17 protein-coding genes are annotated in these 12807 nt (G+C 58.4%); all 17 read right to left on the bottom strand.

The genetic code is table 11. The annotated features are described in order from the left end of the window. Window positions 1–3 precede the first annotated feature (3 nt). Window positions 4–564 (bottom strand): YmfQ family protein, encoded by a 561-nt coding sequence (locus ACZ46D_RS13570; RefSeq protein ID WP_464927975.1) that lies wholly within the window; start codon window positions 562–564, stop codon window positions 4–6. Next, window positions 551–1324 carry a baseplate J/gp47 family protein gene (locus ACZ46D_RS13565; RefSeq protein ID WP_464927974.1) on the bottom strand — a complete coding sequence of 258 codons (774 nt, stop codon included), beginning with the start codon at window positions 1322–1324 and terminating at the stop codon, window positions 551–553. Before ACZ46D_RS13565 ends, ACZ46D_RS13570 begins: the two co-directional genes overlap by 14 nt. Then, the gene (locus ACZ46D_RS13560; protein ID WP_464927973.1) at window positions 1324–1683 is read right to left on the bottom strand and encodes a phage GP46 family protein; all 360 of its coding nucleotides are present in this window, start codon (window positions 1681–1683) and stop codon (window positions 1324–1326) included. The genes ACZ46D_RS13565 and ACZ46D_RS13560 overlap by 1 nt, the downstream gene beginning before the upstream one ends. Beyond that, window positions 1684–2226 carry a phage baseplate assembly protein domain-containing protein gene (locus ACZ46D_RS13555; protein WP_464927972.1) on the bottom strand — a complete coding sequence of 181 codons (543 nt, stop codon included), beginning with the start codon at window positions 2224–2226 and terminating at the stop codon, window positions 1684–1686. Next, complete coding sequence (locus ACZ46D_RS13550; RefSeq protein WP_464927971.1) at window positions 2226–3299, bottom strand: phage baseplate assembly protein; 1074 nt, start codon at window positions 3297–3299, stop codon at window positions 2226–2228. The genes ACZ46D_RS13555 and ACZ46D_RS13550 overlap by 1 nt, the downstream gene beginning before the upstream one ends. After that, window positions 3289–4605: a DNA circularization protein gene (locus ACZ46D_RS13545; RefSeq protein WP_464927970.1), complete on the bottom strand. Its 1317-nt coding sequence runs from the start codon at window positions 4603–4605 to the stop codon at window positions 3289–3291. The genes ACZ46D_RS13550 and ACZ46D_RS13545 overlap by 11 nt, the downstream gene beginning before the upstream one ends. Before the next feature lie 13 nt (window positions 4606–4618). Beyond that, window positions 4619–6523 carry a phage tail tape measure protein gene (locus tag ACZ46D_RS13540; protein WP_464927969.1) on the bottom strand — a complete coding sequence of 635 codons (1905 nt, stop codon included), beginning with the start codon at window positions 6521–6523 and terminating at the stop codon, window positions 4619–4621. A 138-nt stretch (window positions 6524–6661) separates the two neighbouring features. After that, window positions 6662–7024, bottom strand: a complete 363-nt coding sequence (locus ACZ46D_RS13535) for a hypothetical protein (protein WP_464927968.1) — start codon at window positions 7022–7024, stop codon at window positions 6662–6664. A gap of 3 nt (window positions 7025–7027) precedes the next feature. Then, window positions 7028–7381 (bottom strand): hypothetical protein, encoded by a 354-nt coding sequence (locus ACZ46D_RS13530; protein ID WP_464927967.1) that lies wholly within the window; start codon window positions 7379–7381, stop codon window positions 7028–7030. A 50-nt stretch (window positions 7382–7431) separates the two neighbouring features. Continuing rightward, window positions 7432–8853 (bottom strand): phage tail sheath subtilisin-like domain-containing protein, encoded by a 1422-nt coding sequence (locus tag ACZ46D_RS13525; protein WP_464927966.1) that lies wholly within the window; start codon window positions 8851–8853, stop codon window positions 7432–7434. Continuing rightward, the gene (locus tag ACZ46D_RS13520; protein ID WP_464927965.1) at window positions 8853–9026 is read right to left on the bottom strand and encodes a hypothetical protein; all 174 of its coding nucleotides are present in this window, start codon (window positions 9024–9026) and stop codon (window positions 8853–8855) included. Before ACZ46D_RS13520 ends, ACZ46D_RS13525 begins: the two co-directional genes overlap by 1 nt. Before the next feature lie 10 nt (window positions 9027–9036). After that, the gene (locus ACZ46D_RS13515) at window positions 9037–9546 is read right to left on the bottom strand and encodes a phage protein Gp37 (RefSeq protein ID WP_464927964.1); all 510 of its coding nucleotides are present in this window, start codon (window positions 9544–9546) and stop codon (window positions 9037–9039) included. Next, entirely contained in the window at window positions 9546–9980 is a 435-nt protein-coding gene (locus ACZ46D_RS13510; RefSeq protein WP_464927963.1) for a gp436 family protein, read from the bottom strand. Before ACZ46D_RS13510 ends, ACZ46D_RS13515 begins: the two co-directional genes overlap by 1 nt. A 6-nt stretch (window positions 9981–9986) precedes the next feature. Next, a complete protein-coding gene (locus tag ACZ46D_RS13505) occupies window positions 9987–10271 on the bottom strand; it encodes a hypothetical protein (RefSeq protein ID WP_464927962.1) in 285 nt (94 codons plus the stop codon). Between the two features lie 12 nt (window positions 10272–10283). Next, the gene (locus tag ACZ46D_RS13500; RefSeq protein ID WP_464927961.1) at window positions 10284–11207 is read right to left on the bottom strand and encodes a major capsid protein; all 924 of its coding nucleotides are present in this window, start codon (window positions 11205–11207) and stop codon (window positions 10284–10286) included. A 52-nt stretch (window positions 11208–11259) separates the two neighbouring features. Beyond that, entirely contained in the window at window positions 11260–11604 is a 345-nt protein-coding gene (locus tag ACZ46D_RS13495; RefSeq protein ID WP_464927960.1) for a capsid cement protein, read from the bottom strand. Between the two features lie 28 nt (window positions 11605–11632). Continuing rightward, window positions 11633–12757 carry a peptidase gene (locus ACZ46D_RS13490; RefSeq protein ID WP_464927959.1) on the bottom strand — a complete coding sequence of 375 codons (1125 nt, stop codon included), beginning with the start codon at window positions 12755–12757 and terminating at the stop codon, window positions 11633–11635. Window positions 12758–12807: the final 50 nt, after the last annotated feature.

The following is a 12807-nucleotide window of genomic DNA, read 5'->3' as shown; positions in this document are numbered from 1 at the left end:
TCCTTATATAATGTAGCTGAAGTAAACAAAGGTGTGCGCAGGCTTCAGCTCCCTGAACAACTCCTCCAGCAGGGTTTGCGAATCCCACCAGGACAACATTTCTCCCGCAGCAGATCCATCTGCACGAAACTCGTAGATCGGTTGGTTATAGATCCCCAGGCCCCACTGATAGACAACCGAATCGCCGAACAGCTCATCTCCGGCCGCTCCCCATCCTGCCATGAACGGCAGCGGCTCCACGATCTTGACCACGTATCCCAGGGACTCGGCCAGCCGAGTAAAGTAAGGGATCGAGAGCCCGCCCTTCTCTCGGATTTTCCGCACGACCTTGTCGCGGCGGTATTGCAGTGGGTCATCCGCACCCGGTTGGAGACCGAGCACCCGCTCCCAATCAACCAACGTGACGGCAGCCTGGTCAGGGAACATCTCCACCAGCAAGGTCTCGGCGCTGGCCTGGGCTGTGTCCAGGTGCTTGGCATCCAGAGCCAGATCCGCGTCATGGTCTCCACCCAATTCAACCGGCAAGAGCAGCCGCAGAGTATCTTTGGCTTTAACTGCTGACATTGATCGCTCCTGGACGCAGCATTTCATACGGTTGTGGCGTGACCGTGGCCACCGGTACCGAGATCACCGGGTTGGCCGCACCGTTTTCCGTGGCGATGGAGAGCAACTGAGGCAGATACAACTTTTGCCCCGGCTCGAACTTGGTCAGATATGCTGCGATATCTGCTTGCACTGCTGCTATCAGAGTGCTGGGCACTCCGGTCATGGTCACCGCCTGGCTCACAACGGTCGGAGCCAACACCCGGACAAAGCGTGCGCCCACCGGCCGCACATCTGCGATATAGGCGGCCACCGCATCAATCAATGCCTGGTTTGGGATCTCGGAGCCGGTGGTTATCGCGTTGGCCACGACCACCACATCTACGCTCTCTGCCCCCTGAGCCAAGGGGAAGGCATACGCCGCATGCACCCCATCGACCTCCTCTGCCCATTTTTCATAATCGTATTTGTTGCCTCCGGCCGGGGGCATGCGGATGTAATCGAGAAGCCTGGCCAGATAGTCGGCGTCATTCTCCCCGGCCGTGCGCGCAATGCCACGCACCCAGGCATGATGCTCCAGGGCCTCGGTGTCGGCGGTGTCCGGAAAGGCCTGCCTCTTGATCCATTCCTGGTATTTATAAAGCCCCCACAAGGCCGAGGCGTATCCTGCCGCCTTCATATAGGCCAGGCTCCCCTGGGAGACATCAACGCTGGGGAAGATATTCTGGAAATCAGTCAGAATACCGTTCAGAATCTCGTCGAAGGTTTTCTCAAAGGCCATCACACCACCCCTCTAAATGTCGTAAACGTCACTGTGCGGCCGTCTGCCTGCACAACTTCGACCAGCAACTTCAGGCGATTCAGATCCTGCCTGCGGTCACGTTCTGACGAGACGTCCACCGATTTGGCCCGGCCTGTATCGATGAGCCATTGCAGGGCATCTTTATAATCGTGGCGGATCAGCGCCGCCGTGGCCTCGGTATTTTTCAGCCTGCCTCGCTGCCGCAGACCGAGGTCGGGGTTATGAAAAAAGGAGCCCTTTGCCACGGTCAGACTGAGGTAGATATTATTGAAGATGTCTCCAGCCTCATCGAAGGTCATCTGGGCCTGGCCATCCTGTAGGGTGATTGCGAAATCCATTTACATCCCCTGAGTCGGTGTGCCGGTGGTGCCTCCGGAGTCGCCTGGATGGGTATGGCCGTTATAGGTGCTACGCATTTCACTCATTTTTTTGCCTGCCGCGATATCGCATCGATCCTTGATCTCCCCGGTCACTTCCAAGAGCGGTGCCTCGATTCTGACTTTGTCGCTAGCCACCAGCCGCACCAGCGGGCAGGTGATCTTGGTCTCGACGCCCACGTCTGCGGTCAGCTTGTCACATCCATATATATGAACCTCCTTGCCGCGCTTCAGCTTGATGACCTGGCCCTGGTCGTCATAGAGCGCGACCTCGCCCTCCGCCAGGGCGATCCGGTAGCGTCGGTCATCGGAGGCGATCATAATGATATGATTCCCCTCCCGAAAGATGATCCCCTCGGCTCCTGGCGTGGGCCGCGAGGTGTACCCGTAATGCTGAAAATACTCTCGATCAGTAAAGGTCTCCCCGGCCCGGCCGGTGGCGCTGAAGCGTTTGATCACCCCTTCAGCCATGGATAAGAGGATACCCCGCACCATTTCATTCATTATTGCACCAACCCCGGAGGCCCAAGCTTCAGCCTGGTTGTGGTTCCATCAGTCCGGGAGCGGTCAAAGGTGCGGCCGTAGATGAGAAACACCCCGTCAACTCCCAAGACCTCGTCGTGGACCTGGCACAGTTCATTGATCTGCCAGTTCTTGCCGTTCTGGCTGTGCCCCTGGACCTTGTAATGGAGCTGATAGCCCTGGTGACGCTGCTGTTCCAACAGGAACCGGGCGTGGAGCGCCGGGCTTTGCGAATCGTTGTTGTCCCTGGTGACAAAGGGCTTGTAGAAGGGGAAGTCCTTGTCTTCAACCACTCCCTTGGTGGTGATCTTGTGGGCATCCATTCCGAAATCTTCCTGGCCCTGCTGCTGGCCGAGCACCGTCACCTTGCTGTACCGCTTTGAGATATCATCGATCTCTTCGCCCTCAAGCACATTGTTGCCGACCCCATTCTTCGTGCAGGTAAGGGTAAACATCGGCTCCCCTTTGGCCTTTGGCCTGCCGAATACCAAAGTGCCGTCCGGCAGGGCAAAGAACATCAGCCCTCGACTGGCTGAATAGGTCCGCAGCACTTCGAACACGGTCATGCCCGGCTCGATCTGGGAGATCTTCTGCGGGGTGTCCAGGAAGCCGATCATGGGGGTGTCAACAGCCTTCTTTTTGCCCTTCAGCTTGCCGACGATATTCTCTTGATACTGGATCTGCTTGCGATTGATGAACGGCACGGTCTTGAGCAGCATCGCCGCCAGCTCCGAGAGCTTTTTGCCCTGCACCGAGACGAACTGTTCGCAGTAGGAGTCCACCAGCAGCCCCATCAGATCACGGCCCTCAATCCGTATGGTCAGCGAACCGCTCTTGTCATATTTACGGGAGCGCTTATCGATAATGCCGGTCAGCTCCAAGTTGCCGCCGACGTACAATTCGCACCGCTGGCCTCGCTTGATCTCTATCTCGGGAGCGGCCACCTCCAGGGAGAAGGCATCGTCCGCCGTGTACAGATCCGCTTCCACCGAGTACGACGCGAACCGCTCGATCCGGTGACCGGCGATCTGAAGAGTGACGTTATCAGGAGGCATACACGCTCACCTCTCCGCTGGTGCTGTTTGGGTTGGGGATAGCGTTGATCGTCAGCAGCCGCTCAGCGGCATTATAGGGCAGGCCATATCTCAGGCAGACCAGGTGCAGCGGCATGGGGTTATCGAGCAGGATCTGGATAATCTTCTCCCGCTCCAGCTTGATGTTGTTCACATGGGTCTGGAGTTGTAGGGCCTGTTGTTTCAGGCTGGTATTCTGCCGGGAAAGATCAATGGCCTCCTGGAGGCTTCCCCGCACTTCGGCCAGGCTGCTCTCCAATTCGTTCACCGTCATCGCTATCTCAGGGGCAGCACCAGTGCTGCTTATCCTGCTGGCCACAGCAGCCGGAGCTGTGTAATTCCCCAGGGCATCAAAGGCCCGGAGCCCTTCGTTCTTTTTTTGGGCAACCCGCAGCGTTTCATCGGCCTTGTAAAGGTAGGCGGTCTGGAGCGCGGTATGGCTCGCCGACGCAATCTTCGTGGTCTTGGAGAATTTCCCCGAGGTGTTCGACAACCCCTTAAGGCCGAAGGTCATACTGTTCACAAACCTGGCCGGGGCGGTTTTGAGAGAGTCGTAGAGCAGGGCATAGCGTTCCACGCAGCGGCTCACGCTGCCGATCACCCGGCCGGGCAGATTGATGCCGTAATTTATGGTGGAGACCAGGGAGTTCCCAGGGTTGGCGATCTTGTTCAGCGTGGCCTCCATGGTGCCGGTATACAACTCAACCGTCTTGAGGTAATTCCTGGCCTTGGTGGACACGTCGCTGAACTGCTCCATGATCCCCTTTGCCGGGTCAAGCACCCTGTCCAGGATGCCTTGAGCTTCAGGCCCCAGCGCCTCCTTCACATCGTCGGCAAATTCTTTTTTCTGATCTTCGATGCCGTCGTTGTATGCCTCCTCGGCAGCGGCCTCGACATCCGTGTGGCTGGTATCGCCTCCGTCCTCGATAAGGCCCTCGACAAAGGTGACATCGATCTCCGCCGTCCGATCGCGATCATCATGCCGCACCGACATCGACTCGACGCAGCCCCGGAGAGGACCGTATTTCGGGTGGACCAGCTCGCTGATCTCCTGAGACGCCAGGTGTTTCACCAGCTCGATGTGGGTGTCGTAGGTTGCATGATCCGCGCCGTCGTCCCAGAAATAGCAGCGGAACTTCACGATCCGCGCCTTTCGGCCCATGTCCTCCAGGAGCGCCCCATCTTTGAACGGGTACTCGTGCCGGACAATGGCTTTCTCGAACGCATCGTCGGTGGTTTCTATCTCCAGGGCGAAACCGTCGAGCTGGGCTGTGTAACGATCAGGCATTCAGTCAGTCCTCTTAATGGGACGAAGCCATCGCTGCCGGAGCAAAACTGCCCCGCCGCATGGTGTTGATCTTGGTGTGGGTGTTGGGATCGCTGGTTTGCGTTACCACCCGGTTGTTGCCGTCGATCGCGATGCTCAGGTTGATGTCGTTCTTTGTTTCACGGCCCTGGTCTGGATGGAAAAAATCGTAAGCCCTTGAGCCCAACCACCCATCGCCACCGTACTGGCCGTTGGAGAGCATGCCGCTCAATTTGCCAAGGCCTTGGTTTATGCCGGTGCCGACTAGATAACCGCCTCCGGCAGATGCCGCCGTCATTGCGGCCACCGGCAAACCCGTCCCTGCAACCCATGGCATCACGCCGCTGGCGAGTATCCCTGCCTTGACAGCCATCTTTTTCAGGACACTGCCACCGGCTGCCCCGGCAGCGACTTCAGCCACCGCGCTTGCTCCGCCGCCAAATCCACCCGGCCAGTTGGTGATAAAGACAGGCTGCACCCCGGTGGCCGCCTGTATTGCCTTACCCTCGGCTACCCCCAGGGCAGTTCCACCAGCGCCTTTCAGCAGCCCCTTGATTCCACCGATGCCCTTGAGCACCCGGCCTCCGGCGATACCACCTTTCAACAAGTGATACAGCCCGTATCCACCAGCCGCAACAACCGCACCGCCCGCCATGTAATTGGCCCCCTTGGTCAGGTCGGGATGCTTGTCGGCAAGCTGCCCGACCAGGTCAACCATGTCATTCAACTTCTTGGTTCCCTCAGTCAACCCACCCAGCATAGGGTCGAACAGCGTGGCCAGGGTGGTTTTGGTGGTACCAGCCAAAGCCTTGACATTGGCGTTAAAGCCTTTCAATCGCTCCGCCATTTTCTCTTCAAGGGTGACGGCTTTCTTGATACCCTCACCAACTTCCTCCCACGACCCAGCTCCTTCATGAGCCAAGGCCAGTGCGGCGCGACCGCCCTGTTCACCAAACATTTTTTCGATGATGTACATCTGCTCTTTGTCGGTGAATCCTTTCAAGGATTGCCGCAAATTTTGGATGATGACAGGCAGCGTCTTGAGTTTGCCCTGATGATCCCAGAAAGCCAGGGGATCACGCCCCTGGCTTTTCAGTTCGGCGTTCACCCCGCTCAACACTTTTCTTGTGATCCGGGAAGCGCCGACCAGGCGAACTAAGAAATCATTGAGCGAAGTGCCCCCCATTGATCCCCGCAGCCCCTGTTGGGCGATAACCCCCTGGGCCTGCAACATCTCCTTCCAGGACAATTTCAATGTGGCGGCGGTGCCGGATACGTATTTTGCCCCTTCCATCAGTTCCGGAACATTGGTCACCGATGCCATATCAACCTTCTGAAGATAGTCCGCCAATTCGCCGAACTGCCCACCTTTGATATTGAACGGGGATGCCATGCTGACCATGGCATCGGCAATGGTCGCTGGGGCCTCACTGGTAATGGTGGCCAAAGCCGTGGCAGCCCAGGCAGCACCGCCCTCAGCAGCGACATCCTTCAAAGAAAGCCCGGCTTTCAGGAACGTATTTTCAATTTCCACCACGTCCTGCGCCGAAAACGGGGCGACCTTGGAAACCTGTACCGCCGTCGCTCGCACCTTGGCCAGCTCGGCATTCAGAATCTTGGCATCCTTGCCCGATTCCATCAGGTTCATCTTTACATTGATCATGGCCTCCTGGAGATCACCAGCCGGGGCGATCCCCTTGGCGAGTTGCCGCACGCCATATAAGCTTACGGCAACCCCTTGCAGCCCCTTGGTGATGTGGGCGTTCATCCGGTCAAAGTCGCGGGCAACAGCCTGGCCAGCCGGACCCAAACTCAGGATGTGCTGTTTCGCCCGATCCAGGACTCCAGACATCATGTCCACGGCGGTCAACTGTAGGGCTAATTTCATGGTATCTGACATGACTATCTGTTCCCTTTTGGCCGCTTGCCTGACTTCACCACATATTTCTTCGCTTTATTCTCGCCGGACACGAGTTGGCTGTACGACCCCAAATAGCCTAAGGCTTCCGCCTCCGACATCGAGAGGACATCAGCCAGATCAAACCCCACCTTCAGCAGGGCCAGCACCTTTTGTCGCCACGGTCGCAGTTTGTCTTCGAAACGTGGCCTCCTGCTCTTCCAACCTCTTCCCGGCCTTTATAATGGCCTCGTAATCGTCTTGATGCATATCTAAGAGCATATCCACCGTGATCGCTTCCTTGGGGATATCTCCCAGCCGGACGAGGCGACCCGCGAAGAGGCAGGCGGCAAAGTACTGGTTGTTTTTCTCCGCTCTTTTGCCAGCAGCCGGGTCTTCAAAGATGTCCACCGTGTCGCGTACATATTGCGGCCGCAGCTCAAACTCCCGGTGAGTCTGGCCCTCAAACTCCACCCCGAAGGGCAATGTCCCTTTTTCCGTCATTACCTACACCCTCCCGGTCGCGCCGAAATCAATCTGTCTGGTCGCTTCCTTTTCGCCGTCGTACTTGGTGCTGCCAACCTTGAGGCAATAGACGCCGGTGTATGTCTCCCGCACGCCGTTGGTCTTGTCGATGGTCAGCGTTCCGTTTCTCACGGCCGGAAAATCGAACTCCGGCCCATCCTTTGGCACCACATACTCCACCTCGATTCCATAGCGCGGGGTGGCGGAAGCAAAGCCGGTCTTGTTCATCAGCTTTACTTCCTTGTTGACCTCGACTTCTTTTTCAGTGACGCTACTGAAGTCGCTGATCTCCTGGCCGTTTACCTCCAGAAGCACTTGCGATACGTATTCAGGCATGGTGTTCTCCTTTGTTTAGCTGACAGCCGTCAGCCGGTAGCCCGCAGTTTTTACAGCAACAGATCAATTCGCCCGGCAAAGACATGCAGGCCGTTGACCACGTCGCAGGGGATCTTCGCATCCAACCGATTGGGATCTTGCAGATCACGCTCCACGATCAGTCCAGCCATGTTGGCCGCTACCTCTTCGACGATCTCCAGTTCCTCCAGCTTGAGCAGTACATCCATCAGCTCGGTTTTAACCTTGGGTGGAGTCTTGCTGGAGAGCTTCTCGCGGGGGAAGCGCAGCGCGATCCGGGTGCGGCACGCCAGCCGGACATAGTCCAGGGTCCGGATGGTGGTCACGTCCAGGAGCGAGATATCGAGAATCCCCTGGGGATCTTTAACGTAGGTGGTAATGGCCCGCACGATCTGCACCTTCTCGCCCGGCCCGACTTCCAGCGGAGCAACCCCGTTGTTGAGGCAGTTCTCCTGTTCGGTGCGGGAGAGGCGCTGGTCGATGGACGGGGCGGAGATGCCCTTCAGCTCCAAGGTGTTCAGGGGCCGGGCAGGATCTTCCTCGTAGGCCATTACCGCAGCAAAGGCGCAGGCGATCTCGTAGGCCGGGCTCTTGGTGCCCCGCAGATATGCTCCCACTACTCGGCCATGATTGACCTGGCCTGCCAGGGTGGTGGCAGTAGCCAATGCCCCATCAATACCGTAGACACCCACCGCCCCCCGCTGCTCCATAGAGCCGGAGACGGCGTCCAGGTGATCACGGAGAGTAGTCAGGTTGGTCTGGTCGTTATACGGGGTGGCCACCACATGGTATTGTTCGGCAAAAACCTTGGCCAGGGCTGTGGAAAGGGTTGGATCAACACTGCCGCCGGTCATGGCCACCACCGTGGCGGCTACACCCTTGGCGGTGCAGTCAGCCAGCAGATCGATCTGGTTGGCCACGGTGCCCTTGTTCTTGGCGGTGAACGTCACCACGCCCACGGCTGCTACAGCCGTCACCGGCAGACCGGGGTACTTGGCCAACTCCGCCACCAGTGCAGCGGCGATGACGGTGGCGGTATCTCCGGAGGCAACACCGAGTTCGACGCGCTGCGAGCCGATGGAGATACCCAAGGTGCCGCTGGTGGTGGCAGGCCCGGCAACAGTAATGCTGCCGCTGGCTGCAACGGCAGAGCCACCATCGTCCAGGGCAATCACGGTCAGATCCAGATAGCGGTTGGCGGTGATCGCCGCCCGGCACATCAAATGGGCCAGAGAGCCATTACCGAAGTAGTCCGCTGCCTGGGCATCACTGAACACCTGAGTCGGCACCAGGGCCGCCACGGTACCGGCGACCAGCCGCTGGCCGATGATCAGCATCCGCTGAAGATTGGAGGGCAGGGTCCGGACCGCGAACCTGGTGTTGAATTCAAAATACTTGCCCGGCTTCCGGATACTGGCCGGGATGGTGTCAAAGCTGATATTCTTGGATGCCATTACTGGTCACCTCCCTTGGTTTTTACCGGGACCAGAACCAGTGAGCCATCATCGAGCAGGCGCTGGTAATAGCTGGTGTCCGGCACGACGACTCCTTTCGGGTCGTCATTGATGTACTCTCTGGGCTTGCCTTCCATCGGGCACATAAGGCCCGGAGCGGCTGTCACTTTCATTGCCTGCCTCCTATAACGTTACGGTGTCACTGGCATCGACGGTGTCGTCGCCAGGCTTGAGATAGTAATTGAGGCCGACGGTCAGAAGATCCGCCACCACCTCTTCATCGAGCTTTCCAATAACAAACGAGGTGGCCAGCTCCAGCGAGTAGACAATGAGTCCTTTCTCCCTGAATTCCTCGGTGGTGACATTCTTCCAGTTGCGCGGCACCAGCTCCTTGATGGCCAAACCCAGATTTTGCAGCAGCAGGGTTTGCACGATGCCTTGCAGGATCAGATAAACACCCTTGCGCCGCTCACCCTCGCTGGCCAGATGCGAAAAGATGACATCGACAAAAATAGTCACCTCCTGGCGGTAGCTCTGCATGGTGACCTTCTCAAACCTCGCTGCCTCGGTGGAGACATAAACGGCAGGGTGCGGAAGGCCTTCTGCCCCTTTCTGCACGGAAACCATCCCGGCAGTGGCAGCCAGCTTTGTTTTTATGCGATCGACAATCGCGTCTTCAATCTGGGTGAGCATCAATAATCTTCCAGGGTATTCCTGCTGAATACACGATCCGGCGCGTTAAACTGCGGGCCGCCAGTCTCTGGTGTCACCTCGCCGCCTGTGTTCTCGGCTCCGAGAGAAATCTTCCCGGATTGGATCTGCTCCAGGAGCTTCTGGGCGTTCTTGTAGCGCTCGGTAACGCCTTCCGGCGGAGTGAGCTTTATCCGCCTGGCGTAGAGCCGATAGATCGCCACGTCAGCGGCTAGGGTATTGATCAGGCCCGGCACCGGGGACAGGGGGAGGGGATACCTCCCCCTGAGATAGCCGTCTATCAGCTCCCCGGCGTCGGTTATGGCCCGGTCCACGTTCACCTGGTTGACAGCCACCGCCGGGGTTGAGTCGTCGGTCAACTGGACCAGGTCGTTCTCCGGCACCGTGGCCCGGATATCAGTCAACGTGCAGTACATGGCCGCTTATGCCGCCAATTCAGTGCGGCGCTTAGCAATAGCCTCCAGCACGCCCTTTCTGGTTTCCTCGGCGGCCAGCCCTTCGAGTTCCTCCACCGTGCTGGCCGCCTGCACCAGCTTGACGGTGTCGGCTACATTGAGCGGTGCTTTTTCACTACCGGGGGTTCCTTCTCCGAGGATGCCGTTGGCAATCAAGGACTCGGCCTCCTCCGGGAGCATGGTGACAGTGTCGCCCGGCAGATAGGGGGTCGGGCGGTCAAACAGCAAGGGTTCTTTCACGGGATAGTTCATGGTCATATCTCCTTATTTGACAGCCTGGATCAGGTAGCCGGAGGTAATGCCGGAAAGCACCGGCACCCGCTCGAAGCCCACACCGTAAATCCAGCTTTTAGCGTTGTTGTCGTAATAGGGCTCTTCCACCAGGGGATGACCGGTCAGGGTATAGGTGTAGCCGTAGGAAGGCTGCTCCATGCCTGAGGGGCTATCCGGCACATAGGCCAGGATGGCGTTATTACCCCAGACGTCGGTCACCACCCCGGCATCATCGGAGACAACCGCCTCGCCCACCGCGATCCGTTGCACGTCGAAGACCCGTTTCAGCATCTCCAGGGTAACGGAGTCGGGGTTCGTGTACTGGAACTGCGCCCGAATTTTGGCGTTGGTCTTGGCCGCCGAAAAGGCCTGGGCTGAGAGCAACAAGGTATTGGGCCGGATGCCGACGGAAGAGCGGATGGCTTCCTTATAGGTGTCCATCTGGGAAATAGGATCGGATGCCGGGTCGGACCATTTCGAGGTACCGGCCAGGGTGACCTTGTGGTTGGCGTCGTACTGGGCGGCATCGGTGGCCAAGGTCGCCTGTGCCGACTCAAGACCCAAGAGCAGAGAGCGCATGACAGTGCTTACCGCCCGCTGGCCAAGGTCGATGCCGGGTACTATCGCGGCATCGCGTAAAAATTCTCTCGGGACCGGGGCCTCAAGAGCGTCATTTAGCAGGGCGAAGGGCTTGCCCAGGTAGCCGAAAGAGATGCGCTTGGTACCACTACCGGGCGCTCGGCGGGAGTTGTAGAGCTTGAAGTGCTCCTTACCGAACTCAAGAATCTGGCCGCCAGAGATCTCGACCGGAACCCGAGGGAAGAGGGTGTCGCCGACCAAGTCGGCCTGTCTGTAGCCCTGGACATAGGTGGAAAGGATCGGGTTGATTACCCGTGTAGCTGCTGCATTCAACATGATGGTCTCCTTGTAGGATAGTGCGGGCTCGATACGTCATGCCCGCCTGGGTTTAATTCGGGATCAGCAATACTTCGACGAATTGACCAGCGGCAGTGGCAACCTGACCGGGCAGCAGTCGAGCCACCGCGACACCGGCGGCCTTGTTCACCGCGCGGCCCGAGGCGTCGGTCTCCAAAAGTCCTCCAGCCGTCAAGGCAGCCCCGGCTTCAACGACGGCAGTACCCAAAACATCCACCGGAATGCAGTCGCCGAGGGCGGCAGCCATCCTGGCAACCCCCAGAGTATTGACCGCAGCCCCGGCCTGAGCGCAGGCCGGGGTGACGAATCGATATTCGCCGATGACGCCAGTGGCAGTGATAGAAAGGCCCATGATCTGTTGTGCTTGTCTTGACATGATTTTCTCCTTGAGATGTGGACTGTTATTATACGGCTTTGGCGGCGTCTATATACGCGGTGCCTGGGTTCTGGCGCTGATAAGCCAGGGCCTTGTGGTGTAACTCAAGACCGGCGGGATCGACGACACAACCAGGCGCTGCGGCGAATTCAACCGTGGTCCTTTCTCCCTCGGGCTTCGCAACCTCACCGAACTCAATGATCTTCGGCTGGCCGGAGAGGAGGTTCTTGAACAACTCACAGGCGGGCACGCTCTTCTTCCCGTCTCCCTCGCCGAACTCGATCTTCTGCCCGTCCTCACGGTCAGCGGCGAAGTCGAGCATGGCCACGGCCTGTTCCTTGAGCGCAGGAAGCATTTTGCCTTCCTTCACCAGTCCCTCGGCAAAATCCAGGTGCGCCTGATGGCGGGCATTTCGCTCCTGTTGCAGCAGCTTCACCTCACGTTCGGCAAAAGCGGCCTCTTTCTGTTGCAGCGCCGCTTCCTGGGCGGCAAGTTGTTCCGGTGTCTGCATGTGGACATCCTCCTTGTTATGGTGTTGCCTCTCCGCAAACAGCGATGTGGAGGCATCTTCTTCCGACGGCTCTGGTCTTGCCGCCTCCTCAGCCAGTATTGTTACCCCGTAATCAGGGACAGCCCGATCTGCCTCTTCCAGTCCGAACTTGCCGATGAGGAAGTCGCGCAGGCTGCGCCATAATCCTGCGTTGGTCCGGTCTTCCCACTGGCCGAACTCAATTACCCCCTCTTCGGAGGCGGCAAAGCTTGCATTCTTGAGCCCCTTCACCGCCGGGGGTTGCGCTCCGAGAAATCCGACATGGCGCAGGTAATAAACCCCTGGCGCAGGGTTGCCCGGCGCGTCCGGCAAGTAGAAACTGGCGCTGATCTTCTTGAACCGTCCTGCGTTGACCAATTCGGCAAAGGCCGCATCAACCTGGTCCGGCTCTGCGGCCATGGCTCCCTCGGAGAACGAGAGGCCCTTTACCCAGCCGTAGGCGGGGGCATCGATTCCAGGATGCCCGACAACCAGAGGGGCCTCGTGCAGCCCAGGGTCATACGCCGCGATGGTGGCACGCAGATCCGCTTCACTGAACGCCAGGGTCTGTCCATTGAGAGCGGTGTGTTTCCCCGGCTTGAAAATTTCCAACGTTTTTTTCATGCTGTCCTCCATTGCCAACCGCGTTTAAAACATCTTTAGATTCTCTTGTG

This window comes from Thiovibrio sp. Mzg5 (assembly GCF_055379285.1).
This window is presented reverse-complemented; position numbering and strand designations above follow the sequence as displayed.

Bases quoted from the DNA above. Each gene is read 5' to 3' on its own strand.
- ACZ46D_RS13570 (WP_464927975.1), bottom strand. From the start codon at position 564: ATGTCAGCAGTTAAAGCCAAAGATACTCTGCGGCTGCTCTTGCCGGTT.
- ACZ46D_RS13565 (WP_464927974.1), bottom strand. From the start codon at position 1,324: ATGGCCTTTGAGAAAACCTTCGACGAGATTCTGAACGGTATTCTGACT.
- ACZ46D_RS13560 (WP_464927973.1), bottom strand. From the start codon at position 1,683: ATGGATTTCGCAATCACCCTACAGGATGGCCAGGCCCAGATGACCTTC.
- ACZ46D_RS13555 (WP_464927972.1), bottom strand. From the start codon at position 2,226: ATGAATGAAATGGTGCGGGGTATCCTCTTATCCATGGCTGAAGGGGTG.
- ACZ46D_RS13550 (WP_464927971.1), bottom strand. From the start codon at position 3,299: ATGCCTCCTGATAACGTCACTCTTCAGATCGCCGGTCACCGGATCGAG.
- ACZ46D_RS13545 (WP_464927970.1), bottom strand. From the start codon at position 4,605: ATGCCTGATCGTTACACAGCCCAGCTCGACGGTTTCGCCCTGGAGATA.
- ACZ46D_RS13540 (WP_464927969.1), bottom strand. From the start codon at position 6,523: ATGTCAGATACCATGAAATTAGCCCTACAGTTGACCGCCGTGGACATG.
- ACZ46D_RS13535 (WP_464927968.1), bottom strand. From the start codon at position 7,024: ATGACGGAAAAAGGGACATTGCCCTTCGGGGTGGAGTTTGAGGGCCAG.
- ACZ46D_RS13530 (WP_464927967.1), bottom strand. From the start codon at position 7,381: ATGCCTGAATACGTATCGCAAGTGCTTCTGGAGGTAAACGGCCAGGAG.
- ACZ46D_RS13525 (WP_464927966.1), bottom strand. From the start codon at position 8,853: ATGGCATCCAAGAATATCAGCTTTGACACCATCCCGGCCAGTATCCGG.
- ACZ46D_RS13520 (WP_464927965.1), bottom strand. From the start codon at position 9,026: ATGAAAGTGACAGCCGCTCCGGGCCTTATGTGCCCGATGGAAGGCAAG.
- ACZ46D_RS13515 (WP_464927964.1), bottom strand. From the start codon at position 9,546: ATGCTCACCCAGATTGAAGACGCGATTGTCGATCGCATAAAAACAAAG.
- ACZ46D_RS13510 (WP_464927963.1), bottom strand. From the start codon at position 9,980: ATGTACTGCACGTTGACTGATATCCGGGCCACGGTGCCGGAGAACGAC.
- ACZ46D_RS13505 (WP_464927962.1), bottom strand. From the start codon at position 10,271: ATGAACTATCCCGTGAAAGAACCCTTGCTGTTTGACCGCCCGACCCCC.
- ACZ46D_RS13500 (WP_464927961.1), bottom strand. From the start codon at position 11,207: ATGTTGAATGCAGCAGCTACACGGGTAATCAACCCGATCCTTTCCACC.
- ACZ46D_RS13495 (WP_464927960.1), bottom strand. From the start codon at position 11,604: ATGTCAAGACAAGCACAACAGATCATGGGCCTTTCTATCACTGCCACT.
- ACZ46D_RS13490 (WP_464927959.1), bottom strand. From the start codon at position 12,757: ATGAAAAAAACGTTGGAAATTTTCAAGCCGGGGAAACACACCGCTCTC.